The organism is Pseudomonas thermotolerans DSM 14292 (genome assembly GCF_000364625.1).
Taxonomy (GTDB): Bacteria; Pseudomonadota; Gammaproteobacteria; order Pseudomonadales; family Pseudomonadaceae; genus Aquipseudomonas; species Aquipseudomonas thermotolerans.
The window spans coordinates 1-17,304 of record NZ_KB822626.1; the positions used below are offsets into that span (position 1 = coordinate 1).

Annotated in this window: 17 protein-coding genes, 1 tRNA gene and 1 pseudogene; 6 read left to right on the forward strand and 13 right to left on the reverse strand. The window is 64.1% G+C overall.

Features of this window, described 5'->3' with window-relative positions:
- Positions 1 to 253 precede the first annotated feature (253 nt).
- The 5 genes from H165_RS19310 to H165_RS0116440 all read right to left on the reverse strand — a co-directional run bounded on the left by H165_RS19310 (position 254) and on the right by H165_RS0116440 (position 4,398).
- A complete protein-coding gene (locus tag H165_RS19310) occupies positions 254 to 745 on the reverse strand; it encodes a DNA mismatch endonuclease Vsr (protein WP_017940034.1) in 492 nt (163 codons plus the stop codon).
- Positions 714 to 1,736 (reverse strand): hypothetical protein, encoded by a 1,023-nt coding sequence (locus H165_RS0116425; protein WP_017940035.1) that lies wholly within the window; start codon positions 1,734 to 1,736, stop codon positions 714 to 716. Before H165_RS0116425 ends, H165_RS19310 begins: the two co-directional genes overlap by 32 nt.
- 76 nt (positions 1,737 to 1,812) lie before the next feature.
- Positions 1,813 to 2,850, reverse strand: a complete 1,038-nt coding sequence (locus tag H165_RS19315) for a DNA cytosine methyltransferase (protein ID WP_081609371.1) — start codon at positions 2,848 to 2,850, stop codon at positions 1,813 to 1,815.
- Between the two features lie 487 nt (positions 2,851 to 3,337).
- Positions 3,338 to 3,412, reverse strand: a tRNA-Gly gene (locus H165_RS0116435).
- A gap of 95 nt (positions 3,413 to 3,507) precedes the next feature.
- Entirely contained in the window at positions 3,508 to 4,398 is an 891-nt protein-coding gene (locus tag H165_RS0116440) for an alpha/beta fold hydrolase (RefSeq protein WP_026146687.1), read from the reverse strand.
- A 551-nt stretch (positions 4,399 to 4,949) separates the two neighbouring features.
- On the opposite strand from H165_RS0116440, the gene H165_RS0116445 reads away from it, so the two are divergent.
- Positions 4,950 to 7,820: an HD domain-containing phosphohydrolase gene (locus H165_RS0116445; protein ID WP_017940037.1), complete on the forward strand. Its 2,871-nt coding sequence runs from the start codon at positions 4,950 to 4,952 to the stop codon at positions 7,818 to 7,820.
- A 27-nt stretch (positions 7,821 to 7,847) separates the two neighbouring features.
- Here the strand turns inward: H165_RS0116445 and H165_RS0116450 are convergent, their stop codons facing one another.
- From H165_RS0116450 to H165_RS0116455, 3 genes are all read right to left on the reverse strand, one after another.
- A complete protein-coding gene (locus tag H165_RS0116450) occupies positions 7,848 to 8,555 on the reverse strand; it encodes a murein L,D-transpeptidase catalytic domain family protein (RefSeq protein ID WP_036987338.1) in 708 nt (235 codons plus the stop codon).
- A gap of 88 nt (positions 8,556 to 8,643) precedes the next feature.
- Positions 8,644 to 8,871, reverse strand: coding sequence for a cysteine-rich CWC family protein (locus H165_RS19325; protein WP_081609372.1), 228 nt, complete (start codon positions 8,869 to 8,871; stop codon positions 8,644 to 8,646).
- Between the two features lie 5 nt (positions 8,872 to 8,876).
- Positions 8,877 to 10,355 carry a sensor domain-containing diguanylate cyclase gene (locus tag H165_RS0116455; protein ID WP_017940039.1) on the reverse strand — a complete coding sequence of 493 codons (1,479 nt, stop codon included), beginning with the start codon at positions 10,353 to 10,355 and terminating at the stop codon, positions 8,877 to 8,879.
- A 206-nt stretch (positions 10,356 to 10,561) separates the two neighbouring features.
- Between H165_RS0116455 and H165_RS18965 the strand changes: the two genes are divergently transcribed.
- Entirely contained in the window at positions 10,562 to 10,981 is a 420-nt protein-coding gene (locus H165_RS18965) for a hypothetical protein (protein ID WP_017940040.1), read from the forward strand.
- Between the two features lie 210 nt (positions 10,982 to 11,191).
- Here H165_RS18965 and H165_RS20285 read toward each other — a convergent pair.
- From H165_RS20285 to H165_RS0116475, 3 genes and pseudogenes are all read right to left on the reverse strand, one after another.
- Positions 11,192 to 11,302 (reverse strand): annotated as a pseudogene (locus tag H165_RS20285) (NAD(P)-binding domain-containing protein); the annotation flags it as partial.
- Positions 11,303 to 11,413: 111 nt separating this feature from the next.
- Positions 11,414 to 12,193: a peroxide stress protein YaaA gene (gene yaaA / locus H165_RS0116470; RefSeq protein WP_017940042.1), complete on the reverse strand. Its 780-nt coding sequence runs from the start codon at positions 12,191 to 12,193 to the stop codon at positions 11,414 to 11,416.
- 99 nt (positions 12,194 to 12,292) lie between these two features.
- Positions 12,293 to 12,820 (reverse strand): cytochrome b, encoded by a 528-nt coding sequence (locus tag H165_RS0116475; protein ID WP_017940043.1) that lies wholly within the window; start codon positions 12,818 to 12,820, stop codon positions 12,293 to 12,295.
- A 449-nt stretch (positions 12,821 to 13,269) separates the two neighbouring features.
- On the opposite strand from H165_RS0116475, the gene H165_RS0116480 reads away from it, so the two are divergent.
- The 4 genes from H165_RS0116480 to moaE all read left to right on the forward strand — a co-directional run bounded on the left by H165_RS0116480 (position 13,270) and on the right by moaE (position 15,950).
- Positions 13,270 to 14,661, forward strand: coding sequence for a PhoH family protein (locus tag H165_RS0116480; RefSeq protein ID WP_017940044.1), 1,392 nt, complete (start codon positions 13,270 to 13,272; stop codon positions 14,659 to 14,661).
- A 112-nt stretch (positions 14,662 to 14,773) separates the two neighbouring features.
- Positions 14,774 to 15,250 (forward strand): cyclic pyranopterin monophosphate synthase MoaC, encoded by a 477-nt coding sequence (moaC, locus tag H165_RS0116485; RefSeq protein ID WP_017940045.1) that lies wholly within the window; start codon positions 14,774 to 14,776, stop codon positions 15,248 to 15,250.
- Complete coding sequence (locus H165_RS0116490) at positions 15,247 to 15,495, forward strand: MoaD/ThiS family protein (protein ID WP_017940046.1); 249 nt, start codon at positions 15,247 to 15,249, stop codon at positions 15,493 to 15,495. Before moaC ends, H165_RS0116490 begins: the two co-directional genes overlap by 4 nt.
- 2 nt (positions 15,496 to 15,497) lie before the next feature.
- Positions 15,498 to 15,950, forward strand: a complete 453-nt coding sequence (moaE, locus tag H165_RS0116495; RefSeq protein WP_017940047.1) for a molybdopterin synthase catalytic subunit MoaE — start codon at positions 15,498 to 15,500, stop codon at positions 15,948 to 15,950.
- 1 nt (position 15,951) lies between these two features.
- Here moaE and H165_RS19795 read toward each other — a convergent pair whose 3' ends face one another.
- Both H165_RS19795 and H165_RS0116505 read right to left on the reverse strand, forming a co-directional pair.
- Positions 15,952 to 16,110, reverse strand: a complete 159-nt coding sequence (locus tag H165_RS19795; RefSeq protein WP_169333536.1) for a hypothetical protein — start codon at positions 16,108 to 16,110, stop codon at positions 15,952 to 15,954.
- Between the two features lie 98 nt (positions 16,111 to 16,208).
- Positions 16,209 to 17,249 (reverse strand): DUF2157 domain-containing protein, encoded by a 1,041-nt coding sequence (locus tag H165_RS0116505; protein WP_017940049.1) that lies wholly within the window; start codon positions 17,247 to 17,249, stop codon positions 16,209 to 16,211.
- Positions 17,250 to 17,304: the final 55 nt, after the last annotated feature.

Consider the following 17,304-nt stretch of genomic DNA (forward strand, 5'->3'; position numbering starts at 1 on the left):
CCAAGAACACCGCACAACTGATTACGCTGTTTGCGCTGTCGAATCTGTGGATGGCGCGGCGGCATTTACTCGCGAACACAGGAGAGGTGCGCCTGTAACACGGCGAATAGCTGCTACGGGGTACGCGTAGCGGCTAAAAGCCCTACATAAGTAGTCGATCTGAGCAGTTTTTGATCGATGGACCGCTTCAAAAAACAGCGAGGTCTGAAGTCAGCCAGAAATGCGGAGCTACTTCAGACCATCCTTAACTGTGCTATGGTCGTGGCCGACTTGTAGGCGCGTCATACGGTGCATTAAGGGCTGTCGCGCTGTCTTTATTGCCAGAGATGCGCGGCGGTCTAAGAAAGTCTGTCAAGGCTTGACGTAAGGCTTCATGGTTTTTGACTTCGCATTCCCATAAAACCAACACGTCCCATCCTAAAGCCATGAGTTGTTCAAACGCTTCTTTGTCGCGTGCTACGTTGCGATCGAGCTTTGGAAGCCAGTAGCTTAGGTTTGATTTAGGAAGACGTTGTCCAAGTCTGCAATTATGTCGGTGCCAGAAACATCCGTTAACGAAGATCGCCTTTTTTCGACCAATGAAGGCTATATCTGGCTTTCCAGGATAGTTTCTTGGATGCAGTCGATAGCCTGGGAAGCCAATTTCACGAAGAACTCGCCTGACAATAAGCTCTGGCTTTGTGTCATGCGGCCGTATAGCGCGCATTCGCGCACTACGTTCCTCTTGGCTTAGCGTATCTACCATCGAACAACTCTTCAGAAGGTTTCCATCTTCCTGCTGCGAAATTGTCGGCGCGACGCAGCCATTCCTCTATTCTCTTCTCAGGGGCTACAGCTGCGCCCCAGTATTCCTCAAAAAGAGCAGCATCCATGCGTGCCGCAGCATTCTCCAGCTCGACTTCCATGAGCTTCAGCATGCGTGCGATGTAAAGTCCGCCGTTATCATCATTCTTCGGGTTCCCAACGCTACCGGCAGAGAACATATCTCTTGTCTGGTGGCAGATCACGCCGTGATAGGTCAGCATGAATAGAGCAACGTCATCGTATTTATGCCGTGCTCTGCCGGACTGAACGATCTGAGGGCAAAGTAGGATCGCCTCTGCGCGAAGTCGAACCTTCTCGGACTGCTCTAGCTCGGTGAATAGCCGAGCTTGCATGGGCAAGGTATGGGCCTCGCCAGGCGCATCTTCTAGCCACCATAAGCGTTCCCCTTCCTTCAATCTACTTCTTGCGTAGTTCCGGATGTAGCGCATCTTCTCGTGCATTTCGAGAACCCGGAACTCGTCGTAAGAAATCCCCATAATCTCGAATAGAGATCTGGGCGCCTCAATCTGTACCTCGAAGCGTGGGACGTGGGATGTTCTGACATGCATGACGCACTTTTCGTACTCGCCCCATCGCACATCCGGAGTTCCCCCCATTTTCCCGAACATGATGTAAACGTGCTTTACGGATTCGATGCGATTGGTCTCCAGAACACTGTTTGCGACGCTCCTCCATTCGTCGTTTGTTGTGAATTTCACCTCAATGCCGAACTCGCCGATTTCTATGTCGGGGAATGCTTGAGGGTGGGGGTTGAAATCGATCTCGATTCCAGGAATTTGGATTGTTTCGTTGGTTATTTCTCGAACGCGCTGCTCAAACTGCTTCGCAACGGAAAATGGCGTTTCTCTAGCCTCATCTCTGAGTTTGGAGGCTATGGCGTTCAAGTAGTTTTCAAATTCTTCTTTTGTCATAGAGTCCTGTCGCGTATTCTGCACCCGAAGGAGTCCACGCGACAGGATCTGGTGTATTTGCTTTGGTCGTGTGGCTTCACTTCAGGGATTGAGCTACAGCTTTGGCTATATGCCAAGCTAAGACTGGAGGTACCGCATTCCCGATTTGGCGCTCAGTTTCACGCAACTTTGATGCGAAAATGAAATCATCGGGAAAAGATTGAATGCGGGCAGCTTCTCGCATTGATATTCTGCGTGGCAACTCATAATGCCATTGGATATTTCCATGGCACTCAGCCCGAATTGTGTAGCCTGGCCTGTCAGGAATTAGGCGACGATTTCCTTGCTCAGGGCTTTTGTTCGCGCGACTCCAAACATGGTTGATGCCCGCGTCCTCATCGAGGCCTGACAAATCATCTATGGCCTGCTTAGCTGTAATGTGGCGCGAAGAGGGGAGAATTGGCTTGGGCGGCTCAAATGGCCTCACTCCGGGCAGGGTGCCAACAATCAATACCCTTTCCCGTGTCTGTGGAACGCCGTAGTCAGCAGCCAAGTAAAGCTTATGAGTTACTGAATAGCCAAGCTCTGAAAAATCATCGAGGACTGTTTTGAGCGCATCTGCGTGGTGCCGCATGAGCAGTCCCTTAACGTTTTCGGCGACAAAAATCTTGGGCCTCACGCGGCGCACGACCTCCACCATTGCGCGATACAGGCCGCTACGTTTGCCATTAATGCCTGCGCCTTTACCATTTACTGATATGTCTTGGCAGGGGAAGCCGCCAATTACGATGTCAGCCTTCGGAGGGAGGCTGTCCATCATTTCCCAAATATCGCCTTGATGAATATGTGATCCGAGATTCCGCTGATATGTTTTGCAGGCTGCTTCATTAATCTCGTTAGCCCAAATAAGCTTAAAAGGCAGCTTTGCATACCGTTTCCCGAGAAACTCAAAGCCACCCTTGAAGCCAAGGTCCATGCCTCCGCATCCAGAGAAAAGGGATATGACGGAAAATGTTTTGGTTTTCTTGGCGCTAGCCTTTACGTCAGACATGGTCGGTGCTGGTGAAGTCGTGACGCTTGCGTAAGCAAGGGTGTCAGCGCACCCCTCCAGCGTTATATGATGCTCAACAGCCATAGCTCTACTCCTTCGCAGTAGGGTTGTGGTTAGGCTGGGACAGCGGTGGCCGCCGCTGTCCCAGCTGCCTTTCTACGGATCGCCCTATCCTAGCAGTCATGCGGAAGCCCTCTTTGGCGCTGGCTTCTTCGCTTGCTTCTTACTAGGGAACAAGTCGCCCTGTCCGCCCAAATAACGTTCCGCATAGGCTTGCATGAACTCGCGCAGGACGTCAGAGGCCTGTCGCTCTGTGGTTCGGCAAGCCTCTAAGAAGGAGGTGCGCAGTTCTCGCTCTACGCGAATTCGGATGGCGGCGTCTTTCATTGGGAGCAGCTTAGCATGTGGATACACGCGTGTGTATCCATTTTTCCGTCTTCCGATTGTCGCGCAAGTCCTGACCGGCCGACCCGCCGATAATCGCAGGTCGCAAACATCCGGTGGGAAATCGGAGGCGCATGAGGCCGGAAACGAAAAGGCCCTGTCGAGACAGGGCCTTTTCAGCGGAATCTGGAGCGGGCGAAGGGAATCGAACCCTCGTCATGAGCTTGGGAAGCTCAGGTAATAGCCATTATACGACGCCCGCCTGATGGGCTGCCTTTGTACCAGAACTGCGCCGGGAAATGAAGCCCGCTCCGAGCGATAGTGGCTCGGGACTGCCGGGCCAGGGACATGGCCTTCTCATAGCGCCAGGGCTGGCTGCAGCTCGAAGTCGGCGAGCGGCAAGCGCGGCTGCAGGCTGGGCGTGGGATGCAGGAAACCGAGCAGGGCGCGCCGCATCTGCTGGCAGGCCTCCTTGTTCTCCATGTCGAGGAAGTGTCCGGCGCCACGGATGGTGACGAATTCGCAGTCCCGGACATGCCGGGCGAACAGCCGGGCATCCTCGGGGGTGGTGTACTCGTCGCGGTCGCCGTTGACGAACAGCACGGGGATGTGGATGGCGCCCAGGCAGTTCAGGTGGCAGTAGCTGTCCAGCCTGACCACCTTGCGGATGTGCGCGTGCATCTGCCGGTACTCGTGCTCGTCGAGGCTGCTGACGTGGCGGAAGTTGTAGCGCTTGAACAGCGAGGGCAGGTGCTTGCCGATGGTGTCGTTGACCAGTCGTGCGACGTTCTCGCGGTCCAGCGCCTCCAGGTAGCGCACGCCCCTGTTCAGGTAGTCGAGCATGGCATCGTTGAGCAGCGGCGAGAAGGAGCCGACCACCGCCTTTTCGATGCGCGCCGGCTGCTGGGCGAGGGCGAGCAGCGCGGCGACCCCGCCCCAGGAGAAGGACATCAGGTAATTGACCCGGTAGTGCTCGATCAGGTCGAGGAGGATGTGCGCCTCGTCCTCCTTGGTGATCAGCCCGATGCCGTGGTTGTGGATCTTCGACTGCCCGGCGTAGGGCTGGTCGAAGAGCACCACGTTGAAGTGCTCCTGGAGGTAGCGGACGGTCTGCGCGAACGAGGCGGTGGTTGCCAGTGAGCCGTTGACCAGGATGATGGTCTTGCGGGCCGTCGGGCAGGAGTGGAACTCGGTGTGAACCTTGTAGTGGTTGTCGTGCACGTGAACGACAGCGGTTTCTGGCCTCATGTCGTCTTCCTCCTGGCGCAGTTTGGGCAAGGCGGACGGGATCGCCGTCCGCCGGGCTTCTTCGGCAGTAGCTAAGCGCCTGAACGTGACAGCTGAATGTCAGGCTGGAGGGAGTTCTTGTTGGGTTTTGTACCCGAGGTCAGGATCAGCAAAGGACCGCGCTGGAGGGACGCCGGTGCTAGGTTTGCTCAGGCAGGAATCCAGTTTGCGCCGCAGCGCGTACAACCGTGGGCTTCTTGGATGGCGGACGTGACCATTTGGTCATGTCTTGACCTTTTGTCCTGATTTAAGCAACCGGGCCTTGGGCATGCAAGGAGCATCGAGCGGTTTTTAAGGATCAATACGGAATAACCGCTGCGCTTTTCCATGCGCCGATTACACTGAATGCGACTCCGGCGCGACGCCGTTGCGGCGCTGTCGGGGGACATTCGGGCTGACAGGGATTGCAGGATGGGTGTGCATTTCGATGCAGGCTTTCGCGGTAGGGAGAATTACCCGGCGACGTCGCCGGGACGTGACGCTCGCGTGCCGATGACGCGGAGGCGCCAGGCATGAACGATCGGCCCACACGCGGCATTTCCCTACAGCTGCTGATCGCCCTGGCGATCATGCTGAGCACCCTGCTGCTCGGCGCTGCCCTGGCCCTACAGGGCTACTTCGGCATTCAGCGCACCCTGGTGGTAGCCGCCGGGGACAGTGCCCAGCAGTTCGGCAAGACCATCAACGAACGGGCGCGGCGGCTGATCGACCCGGTGCAGAGCTCCATTCGCCTGCTCGCCTACGAATCGCTGTCCTCCGCCACCACTCTGGCGGAACGCCTGGAGCGTCTGCCGCTGCTGGTGGAGACCCTCAACTCCAACCACATGCTCAGCGCGGTCTACGTCGGCTACCGCAACGGCGAGTTCCTGCTGGTGCGCCGGCTGCGCGAGGCCGACGTGCGCCAACGGCTCGCCGCGCCGGCGGACGCCGAGTTCCTGGTGCAGAGCCAGAGCCTCGACCAGGCCGGCCGGATGGTCGGCGAATGGCGCTTCTACGACGCCGACCTGATCCAGCTGAGCGCCGAGGTGCGCCCCGACTACCAGTACGATCCGCGTACCCGCCCCTGGTTCGACGAGGCGCTGGCCCAGGCGGAGACCGTGCTGACCCATCCCTACGTGTTCTTCACTACCCGCGAGATCGGCCTGACTCTCGCCCAGCGCAGTGCCGACGGCCGCGCGGTGATCGGCATGGACGCCTCGGTGGACGACCTCGGCGGCGAGGTGCAGGACCTGCGCATGACCACCGGCACCGAGATGGCGGTGGTGGATGGCGCGGGCCGGGTGGTGGCCTATCCGGATCTGCAGCGGGTGATCGTCGGCGAGGGCGAGGAGCTGCGTCTGTCGCACATCGGCGAGCTGGGCGTGGCGAGCCTGGAGCGGGTGTTCGCCGACCCGCCGGGAGCCGACGGCCCGCGCCGTTACCTGGTGGGCGGCGAGGAGTGGTACGGCATGCAGACCCCGCTGTCGAGCTTCGCCGACCAGGACCTCCGGGTGTTGATCGCGGTGCCGGCCCGCGAGCTGCTGGCCGGGGCGCGCCAGGTACTCTACGAGCAGGCCCTCTGGGCGATGCTGCTGATCGCCCTGCTGCTGCTGATCGGCTGGGCACTCGGCCAGCGCATCGGCCAGCCGCTGCGGATCCTCGCCGATCAGGTGCGTGGGCTGGCTGGCTATGACTTCAGTCGTGACGTGGGGGTGGCCTCCCGGGTCACCGAGGTGGGAGAACTGAGCAGGGTGCTTGGGCGGATGTCGCGCACCATCCACAACTTCCAGGCCATGACCCTGACCCTGAGCCGCGAGACGCATCTGGAGAGCATGCTCGGCGGTGTGCTGGAGCGCCTGGTGGAGGCCACCGGCGGGGCGGGCGGGGCGGTCTACCTGCACGACCACGCCACGGACAGCCTGGGCCTGGCCGCCCAGTACGGCAGCCAGGGCTTTCCCCGGTGCCTCGAACTCGCCGCCTGCGGTCCCGAGAGCCTGGCCGAGGCGGTGAACCAGGCGCTGCAGAGCCAGGCCCACTATCTGGCGGTGGCCCTCAACGACCGTAGCCACGAGCGGCTCGGCATCCTGGTGCTGCAGCTGGCCGCCGAGCACGAGGCGGGTGGTGTCGTGCAGCAGCCGTTCCGGCGCTTCGTCGACGAGCTGTCCGGCGCTGCCGCCGTGGCCATCGAGACGCGCCAGCTGCTGGAGGCCCAGCGGCGTCTGCTGGACAGCATCATCAAGCTGCTCGCCGACGCCATCGACGCCAAGAGTCCTTACACCGGCGGGCACTGCGAGCGGGTCCCGCAGCTGGCGCAGATGCTCCTCGACAAGGTGCTGGCCGCGGACAGCGGGCCCTATGCCGACTTCCGCATGGACGAGAACGAGCTGTACGAATTCCACATCGCCGCCTGGCTGCACGACTGCGGCAAGATCACCAGCCCGGAATACGTGGTGGACAAGGCCACCAAGCTGGAGACTCTGTACAACCGCATCCACGAGATCCGTACCCGCTTCGAGGTGCTTTGGCGCGACGCCGAGCTCGACTACTGGCAGGGCCTCGCCGGCGGCGGCGATCGCCAGGCCCTGGCGCAGGTCCTCGAGCAGCGCCGGCGCGAGCTGCAGGAGGACTTCGCCTTCGTCGCCAACGCCAACATCGGCGGCGAGTCGATGAGCGACGCGGACATCGAGCGCCTGCGGAGGATCGCCGAGCGGCGCTGGTGGCGGCACTTCGACGACCGCCTCGGGCTGTCCCACGAGGAGGCCGAGCGCCTGGCCGGGGTGCCGGTCCAGCCGCTGCCGGTGGAGGAGCGCCTGCTCGCCGACCGCCCCGAGCACCTGGTGCCCTGGGGCGAGCGCAAGCCGCCGGTGGCGCGGGACGACCCGCGCAACGTCTGGGGCTTCGACATGCAGGCGCCGGAACATGCCTACAACTACGGCGAGCTGTACAACCTGAGCATTCGCCGCGGCACCCTGAATGCCGAGGAGCGCTTCAAGATCAACGAGCACATCGTGCAGACCATCATCATGCTCAGCACCCTGCCGTTCCCGCGCCAGCTGCGGAAGGTGCCGACCCTGGCCGGCAGCCATCACGAGAAGATGGACGGCACCGGCTATCCGCGGCGCATCGGCGCCGAGGCGATGAGCATTCCCGAGCGGGTGATGGCGATCGCCGACATCTTCGAGGCGCTGACCGCCGCCGACCGGCCCTACAAGGCGCCGAAGACGCTTTCGGAGTCGATCCGCATCCTCGCCGCCATGGCCCGCGACGGGCACATCGACCCGCAGCTGTTCCGGCTGTTCCTGACCAGCGGGGTATACCGCGAATACGGCGAGCGCTTCCTGCGCCGCGAGCAGCTCGACGAGGTGGATGTCGACGGGGTGCTGGCCCAGCTGGAGGGCTGCTGAGGAGCGCCTGAGCGGCGCCCCGCACGGTCACTTGCTGGCCAGGGTGGTGCGCTCGCCGAGCGGGCAGCTGCGCTGGCTGAGGTACAGGGAGCGGTTCAGCCAGTCTTTTTGCGGGTAGTAGGCGAACACGTAGCTGCCCTGGCCGAGAGTGTCGATCAGCTTGCCGGCGATCGCCGGGCGCACCGCCGGGCAGCCCAGGCTGCGGCCCAGGCGGCCGAGGCTGGGAACCACCTTGGGATCGGCGTAGGCGGCGGCGTGCATGACGATGGCGCGCGCCATGCTGTTGTCGTTGATGCCCGGCTCCAGGCCCTCCAGGCGCAGCGAGCGGCCGTGCTTGCCGTAGTAGGTCTGCCCGGTGCTGAACAGGCCCAGGGAGGATTGGTAGCTGTTCGGCACGTTGGAGAAGGTGGTGGGCACGTCCTCGCCGCTGTTCTTGCCGTGGGCGACCCATTCCTCGAAGAGCAGCTTGCGGGCCTTGAGGTCGAACACCCAGAGGCGCTTGTCGCGCGACGGCTTCGAATAGTCGATCACCGTCAGCAGCTGGTGCGGCTCGCCGCGACTGGCGCACTGGTAGGCGGTGAGGGCCAGGCGCAGGGCCTTCAGGTCGGCCTTCGGCGCCAGGCGGTTGAGTTCCTCGGCGCTCGGCAGCTGGGCCTGCGCCCAGGCGCCGGACGCCACGAGCAGACCGCAAGCGGCCGCGCAGAGCCTCAGAGCTTCCCCCAAACGGTCAATCATTCCCCAGTCCCAACGGTCTTCTGGTATCCGAAAACAGGGGCATTCTGCTTGAAAAACAGCCAGATTCCGATCATTTCTTGACCAGCGGTCAACTGGGCGCGGCTAAGTCACTGGATTCCGGAGGCAATAGCTGCGCGCAGGCGGGGCACAGGCAGGCACGGTTGCGCAGCTCCGCCGGCAGGCGTTGCAGGGCGCGCGGATCGAGTGGCGTGGTGAAGCACCAGCAGTCCGGCCCGGTGTCGGCGCCGGGGGTGGCGAGGGCGCAGCGGTTGGGGCGGCCGCACAGCGGGCAACGGGTCGGATCGACGTCGTTCATGGTGCTCAACTGATCGGCGGCTCGACGCAGACCCGGTTGCGCCCGGACTGCTTGGCCCGGTAGAGGGCCTGGTCGGCGCGGCCGATCAGACGCTGCAGGCTGTCGCCGTTCTGCCATTCGGCGATGCCGATGCTGGTGGTGAAGCGCAGCTCCTGGTCCTCGAAGGGGAGCACGAGATTCTCGGTACGCTGGCGGATCTTTTCGGCCAACTGGCCGGCGGTGCCGGCGTTGGTGTCCTTGAGGAGGACGATGAACTCCTCGCCGCCCCAGCGGCAGACGATGTCGGTCTTCCGCAGGTTGTCCTGCAGGCTCTTGGCGAACTCCTGGAGCACCAGGTCGCCGGCCAGGTGGCCCTGATTGTCGTTGAGTTCCTTGAAGTGATCGAGGTCGATCAGCAGGGCGCTCAGCGGGCTCTGCTCGCGCTGCGCCTCCTGCTGCGCCTGGCTGGCCAGCAGGTCGAAGCCGCGGCGGTTGAGCAGTCCGGTGAGCTGGTCAGTGATCGCCAGGGCGGCGATCTGCTGCTGGTAGCGGCGGATGGCCAGGTACACCAGGCCGAGCACCAGGGCGCTGATCAGCGTGCAGAGCAGCAGGTTCAGGTAGAGGGTGCGGCGCACCGAGGCAAGGGCGCCTTCCTCGTTCTTGTCGACGAACAGGTACCAATCCAGCTCGGGGATGTAGCGCACGTTGATGAGGTGGCTGCCGTCCTCCGCCTGGTAGCCGAAGCGCCCGGCGTGCGGCTCCGGCAGGGTGGCGAGCAGCGGTTCCAGGCCGGGGATATCGCGCAGCGACTGGCCGCGCCTGGCACCGAGCGGGCCACCGCTGGTTCCAGTCACCACCAGGCGGCCTTCGCGATCGGTGAAGTAGATGCTGCGGTCGAAGCGCCGCTGGTATTCGTCCACCCGACTGACCACCGAATCCACGGTGAGGCCGACGCCGGCCACGCCGAGAAACCTGTCGTGGTAGTCGAACACCTTGAAGTTGATGAAGAAGGTCAGGCGGTCGTCGTTGGCCAGGTCCGGATCGACGCTGATCTCGTAAGGGTCGTCCATGCCCAGGATGCGGAAGTACCAGGCGTCCCGCGGCTCGCCTTCGCGGATCTGCTTGAGCACGCCCTTGGACTGGTAGTAGGTGCGGGTCTGCTCGGAGATGAAGAAGCTGGTGTAGGTGCCGTAGTAGTTCTGGATCTCGGTCAGGTAGCGGGTCATCTGCTCGACGTTCCGTTCACCGGCCAGCACCCAGTCGCGCAGGAAGGTGTCGCGGGACATCATGGAGGCGATCAGGGTCGGGCGCACCAGATCCTTCTGGATCTCCGAATAGACGTTGTCCGCGGCCAGCGGTAGCTCGGTGTCGATGATCTGATCGCGGATACTGTCACGGGAAGCGTAGTAGCTGACCAGGCTGGTGGCGATTAGGCCACCCGGCAGGAGTATGGCGAGCAGCAGGAAGAGGGTCAGGCGGGATTTGCGCGAGGGTGTGACGAACATGAAGAGCGACTCGGGAAAGACCTGTGCATGTTAGCTTGGCACGTCGGTGCCGTCATGGCGCCATCGCGCCATTCCGGCGCAGGCTGAAACAACTGGAAATGGAAGTTCGTCCCGGGCGGGTGGCACCGGGATCGAGGTGGTCTGTCCAAGGAACTGGAGCCGGCGCTTGCCGGCGATGTTCCCCCTGTGGCCGTAAGGAGGCCGCCATGATCAGTCGAATCCTGCTGATGGTGCTGTGCAGTCTGGGGCTGTCGGGCTGCTCCACCTACTACTACGACGATGACCGCCACGACCGGCGCGGCTACGTCTCCCGCTACGACGGCGGCAGTCACTACAGCGCCCACGACCGCCACCACTACCGGTACCCCGACGGTCACATCAACCGGCACTTCGAGCGGCGTTACGACGTTCACAAAAGCTACCATCCGCAGCACTACCGCCCGCAGCCGAGCTACCGCCAGCATCCCCATCCGCAGTACCAGGGCAAGAACGCGCCGCACCGCTACCAGGCGCCGGCGAAGAAGAGTTCCTCCAAGATCAAGCTGCAGCGCTACTACCGCAACGACGCGCCGCACTCCCGTCACGGCCATTCGCTGCCGCGCTACGCCCCGTACAAACGCTACTGAGCCCATTCCCCGCATGCTCGAGACCGCGTCGCCCCGCTTTGGCGGATGGGGCGGCGTGCCCGCGGCGAGCCGAACAGGGGCTGCGCCAGCGAGAAGTCCTTCCTGCCCTGGCCCCAGCGCCGGCGGTGCCGCCGGAGACCGGCGCCTCCAGCAGGCCGAGCTCGTCGGCGGCCGGTGGATCCTTTTGGCCGAGTCGGTGGCGATCTACGCCACGGCCTCGCTGACGAGCTCGTAGGCATTGGGCTGGAAACCGGCCTTGAGCAGGTTGCGGGCCATCGGTAGGCCCATGTGGCCGAGGCCGATGAAGGCGATGCGGCTCATGGGCGATCCTCCCAGGCGGGACTCCCGTTCCGCAGGAGCGGGAGCGGACAGGCTCAGCTGTCAGCTGAGGGACGGCTGGCGAGCGTCCGGGGATCGCCAGGAAAGGGCGGATCAGGCCGGCGGTTGGTCGCGCAGGAATACCAGCCGGTCGGCCGTGGAGTCCTTGGCGGAGTAGTAGTAGCCCTGGCTGTCGAAGTCGAGCAGCGCGGCCGGGTCGGTGAGGCGGTGCTTGATCACGTAGCGGGCCATCAGGCCGCGGGCCTTCTTGGCGTAGAAGCTGATGATTTTGTACTGGCCGTTCTTCAGGTCACGGAACTCGGTGTCGATGACCCGTGCCTTGAGGGCCTTGCGCTGCACGGCGCCGAAGTACTCGTTGGAAGCCAGGTTGAGCAGCACATCGTCACCCTGTTCGGCCAGCGCTTCGTTGAGCCAGCCGCTGATGCGCTCGCCCCAGAAGGCGTAGAGGTCCTTGCCGCGGGCGTTGGCCAGCTTGGTGCCCATTTCCAGGCGGTAGGGCTGCATCAGGTCGAGCGGGCGCAGCACGCCGTAGAGACCGGAGAGCATGCGCAGGTGGCGCTGGACGAAGTCGAAATCGTCGTCGCTGAAATCCTCGGCGTTCAGCCCAGTGTAGACGTCGCCCTTGAAAGCCAGCAGGGCCTGCTTGGCGTTCGCTGGGGTGAAGTCCGGATGCCAGCTGGCGTAGCGCGCGGCGTTCAGCCCGGCGAGCTTGTCCGACAGGCCCATCAGCTCGCCGATCTGCAGCGGGGTCAGCTCGCGCAGCTGGGTGATCAGTTCCTGGGCATGGTCCAGATGCTCGGGCAGGGTATGGCGGGACGTGACCGGCGGGGTCTCGTAGTCGAGGGTCTTGGCGGGGGAAATCACCATCAGCATCAGTTCGGTCTCCTCTCGGCGAGGCGCGATTGTAGGCTGACGGACGGCCCCGGCTCCACCTATGGGAGCGCGGGGCCTGCGGCTATCGATGCGCGCGGATCAGTCACGCGCCGGCAGCATGGCGCGCAGCACGCCGTCGCGGCGCACGTGGTGGTGCCAGATGGCCGCACCGGCGTGACCGAGGATCAGCGCGAAGAGCAGGAACTGGGCGGTGACGTGGAAGTCCTTGGCCAGCCCGCGCACGGTCTCGGAGAGCGGCAGCGGGGGAATCTCCACCAGCCAGAACAGGTTCAGTGGGCGCTTGCCGAACAGCAGGCCGCTCAGCGGCATCAGCACCAGCAGCAGGTAGAGCAGGGCGTGGCCGGTCTTAGCGGCCAGCAGGTTGAGGCGGGCCTCCGCCGGCAGCACCTGCGGCGCGCCGTGGCGGGCGCGCACCGCGAGGCGCAGCACGGTCAGCGCCATGACCAGCAGGCCCAGGGACTTGTGCAGGGTGAAGACTTCGCCGGGGCCGCCGAGCAGACCTGCGAACAGGTCGCCGCCGTAGGGCAGGGCGATGATCGCCAGCACCAGGATGGCGCTCGACCAGTGGAGGGTGATCTGGGCGGCGGTGTAACGGGCTTCGGTCACGGTTGCTCCTCATTGTGCAGGGATGAATGGCTCCGCCCGCGGGCACAGGGGCGCGGGGGAGGCAGGGAATTTGAAGGGGCGCGAGATTACCGCAAGAAGGCGGTCGGTGATGCGGGCAGACGTTGCAATTTGTGTTGCCGGGGCTGCGGGATGCACCACTGCCGGCAGGCGGGACTTAGGACTTTAACGGGGTGGAGGAAGGCACGCCAAGCCTTTTTCGTCGCCCATACAAATAAACCTCCAAAAACCGAAAAGTCATTTTTCTTGTCATCTTTTTTGGGTTATTACGAAAACAAGACCGTCGAAACCTGCAATCACAGGTGGCGGCCCCCGGCCCATGCCTTGCTTGCAAACCTCCCGTGCCCTGCGGCCGAGAAGGCGACGGCCTCCCTGGCGGAGCGCTGTTGCAGCGTGCCGTCACCCGCCCCCGCAGCAGAAGGTGACCGAGTATGGATGACCACGGACGCACCCGCCCCACTGCCCCGACGCTGTACGCCCTCGATACCAACGTGCTGATCCATGACCCCAATGCCTTGCTCAACTTCGAGGAGCACCACGTCGCCATCCCGATGACGGTGCTGGAGGAGCTGGACAAGCTGAAGAGCGGCAAGCAGGGCGTCGCCGCCGAGTGCCGCCAGGCCATCCGCCTGATCGACAAGATCCTCGGCAACGCCACCCCGGAACAGGTCGAGCACGGCGTGCCCATCCCCCGCGAGACCGGCGGCAGCTGCGGCTTCCTGTCGATCCTCATGAGCAAGCGCGCCGAGCCGGTCACCTGGCTGCCGGAAGACCTCAACGACAACAAGATCATCAACCAGCTGGTCGAGCTGAAGACCCGCAAGCCCGGCTTCTCCGTGGTGCTGGTCACCAAGGACATCAACATGCGCCTGAAGGCGCGCGCCTGCGGCATCCAGGCGGAGGACTACCACACCGACCAGCTGGTCGACGACATCTCCCTGCTGCCGAAGGGCTACCACACCCTGGAGGGCTCCTTCTGGGAGCGGGTCAGCAAGGTGGAGACCCGTCAGGGCCACGGCCGCACCTGGCACCGCGTGCAACTCACCGACAACCTGCCGGCGGTGCACATCAACGAGTTCATCATCGACCAGCAGGGCTTCGTCGGCTGGATCAAGGGCATCGAGAACGACGAGCTGGTGATCCTCGACCTGCACCAGGAACCGTTGATGCACCAAGAGGCCTGGGGCCTGCGCCCGCGCGACATCTACCAGGCGCTGGCGCTCTATGCGCTGCTCGACCCGGACATCCACCTGGTCAACCTGGCCGGCGCCGCTGGCTCCGGCAAGACCATCTTGGCCCTGGCCGCGGCCATCGAGCAGACCATGGTCAGCAAGCGCTACCGGCGGATCATCGCCACCCGCAGCGTGCAGGGCCTGGACCAGGAGATCGGCTTCTTGCCCGGCACCGAGGCGGAGAAGATGGAGCCCTGGCTGGGGGCCATCACCGACAACCTGGAGGCGTTGCACATGGACGACGAGAGCACCCACGGCAGCGTCGACTACATCCTCCAGAAGGTGCCGCTGCAGTTCAAATCCCTGAACTACATCCGCGGGCGCAGCTTCCAGCAGAGCCTGATCCTCATCGACGAGTGCCAGAACCTCACCCCGCACCAGATGAAGACCATCATCACCCGCGCCGGCACCGGTTCCAAGGTGGTCTGCCTGGGCAACCTGGCGCAGATCGATACCCCTTACCTGTCGGCGCCCAGCTCCGGGCTGACCTACCTCACCGAGCGCTTCAAGGACTTCCCGCATGGCGTGCACGTCACCCTGCAGGGCGTGCCGCGCTCGATCCTCGCCGAGTACGCCGAAGCCAATATGTAGCTCCCGCACAGGCGGGACGCGCCGCTGGGCGGTCATCGCCGCCCGGCGGTGTTTTTTTGTATACAATCCATTCTGCGCGGGCCATTCGCAGGCCCGCCCGAGGAGACCTGCAGTGCTGACCCATCTCGATTCCCAAGGCCGCGCCAACATGGTCGACGTCACCGACAAGGCGGTGACCGCCCGCGAGGCGCTGGCCGAGGCCCGGGTGCGCATGCGCCCGGAAACCCTGCGCATGATCGTCGACGGCGCCCACCCCAAGGGCGACGTGTTCGCCGTGGCGCGCATCGCCGGCATCCAGGCGGCAAAGAAGACTGCCGAGCTGATTCCCCTGTGTCATCCGTTGATGCTCACCAGCGTCAAGGTGGAGCTGGCGGCGGACGGCGTGGACGCGGTGCGCATCCTGGCGCGCTGCAAGCTGGTCGGACAGACCGGGGTGGAGATGGAGGCGCTGACCGCCGCCAGCGTGGCGGCGCTGACCCTCTACGACATGTGCAAGGCGGTGGATCGCGGCATGGTCATCGAAGGGGTGCGCCTGCTCGAGAAGCTGGGCGGCAAGAGCGGCCATTTCCAGGCGGAGGTCGAGCCATGATCCGCGTGCAGTATTTCGCCCGCTACCGCGAAACCATCGGCGTGGACGGCGAACAGCTGGCCTGGCAGGACGGCTTCGCCAGCCTCGACGACCTGCGCAACCACCTGCTGGCCCGTGGCGGCGCCTGGGCGGTGCTCGCCGAGCAGAACCTGATGTGCGCCCGCAACCAGGAGCTCTGTGGCCTGGACGAGCCACTGCGGGACGGCGACGAGGTGGCTTTCTTCCCCACCGTGACGGGGGGCTGAGCATGGCCATCCGCGTCCAGTCGGAGACCTTCGATCCCGGCCTCGAGCTCAACGCCCTGCATGCCGCCAACCGCGGCATAGGCGCGGTGGTGGGCTTCGTCGGCTATGTGCGGGACTTCAACGACGGCCAGGACGTCGCCGCGCTGTTCCTCGAGCACGCTCCGGGGATGACCGAGAAGGCTCTCGCGAGGATCGTCGCCGAGGCCGAGCAGCGCTGGCCGCTGCTCGGGGTGGAGGTGCTGCACCGGGTCGGCCACCTGCAGCCGGGCGAGCCCATCGTCTTCGTCGGCACCGCCAGCGCCCACCGCCAGGCGGCCTTCGAGGCCTGCAACTTCATCATGGATTATCTGAAGACCCGCGCGCCCTTCTGGAAGAAGGAGGACACCCCAGAGGGGCCGCGTTGGGTGGAAGGCCGCGACAGCGACCTGGCGGCTGCTGAGCGCTGGAGACGCTGAATCAGGCCAGGTGCAGGCTGAGGTAGATCTTCACCAGGATCGGCACCAGCAGCACCACCACGCCGGCGCTGAGCAGGCGCACGCCCCATTCCTGCTCGCGATAGTTGAAGCCGACACCCACCATCAGGAAGCCTATGAGCAGGGGTACCAGCATCATCATGAAATGCTCCATCTGACTTCCTCCCGTATTGACCCTGTTGAATTTCAGCTTAGCTGCTGCCCGATCGGCGGGCGCTGACCTGGGTCAACCTCGGGCACTCAGCGGCGCAGCGCCGGCAGCAGCTGCCGCAGGCCGTCCGGCAGGTGCTGGCGTAGGGACTCGGTGAGGGCGTCGCGGCGCTTCTGGTAGGCCACGCCGAGGGTGATCAGCCCCAGGCCGATGAGGATCAGCACCACCGGGAACAGCAGGGAGTCGCGGAACACATCGTAGGCCAGGTGGCCCAGGTAGCCAGCCACCCCTGTGGCTCCGAAGACCATGAACAGCGGGCGGCGCAGCAGCACGGCGGCGCCCATGAGAAGCAGGTTGACCAGGCAGTAGCAGGCCTTGCCCCATTCGCTGTCGCTGTCCATCAGGGTCAGCCCGCCCCAGAAGGCCAGTAGCCCGGCCAGGTAGCCCCAGAAGGCGAAGTCCTGGCGGCTGCGGCCGTCCACCAACAGGCTGGCGAGCAGCAGGGCCAGGCCGAACCACAGGGAGACCCAGTTCCGCGTATCCCAGTCCAGGCTGCCGCCGCTGACCAGCTCGGTGAGGTCCATGGACATGAACCACAGGGCCAGGGCCATGGGCATGACGATGAAGGGGAAGGGCAGGAGGCGCAGCACCAGCAGACCGACCGCCACCGTGGCGGCCTCCATGTTCAGCCAGCCGACGTGCACGTAGCGGTAGTAGTCGCGGTAGTCGTCCTGGCCGTCGTCCAGCGGCCAGAAGCCGCTGAGCCGCTGTACGGCGAAGGCCACTAGGGGCGTCAGGCTCACCGCCACGGCGCCGAGCAGGCCGCCGGGAATCGGCTGGCCACGCTGCCAGAGGCTGCGCCCGGTGAGCAGGAAGAGCAGCAGGTAGGCCAGGGCGATGACCAGCAGGGCTCCGTCGCCGATGTTCATCCAGGCCTTGGTGAGCAGCCAGCCCATGGCGCCGATGATCAGCAGGGCGCCGAAGTAGTAGGCGACGTGGGCGAACTGGAAGCTGGGCTGGGTCTCCGGCCGGCTGCGCAGGAAGTCGAGCAGCGCGCGGTCCTGGCCGGGCTGGAGGATGCCGGCGCTGACCGCGCGGGCAAGGTCGTCGGCATTGAGCTTGAGGGTCATGGGATGGGCCTCCGTTTCCCGATGGGACGCTTCCATCGTCGATGCAGGATACAGG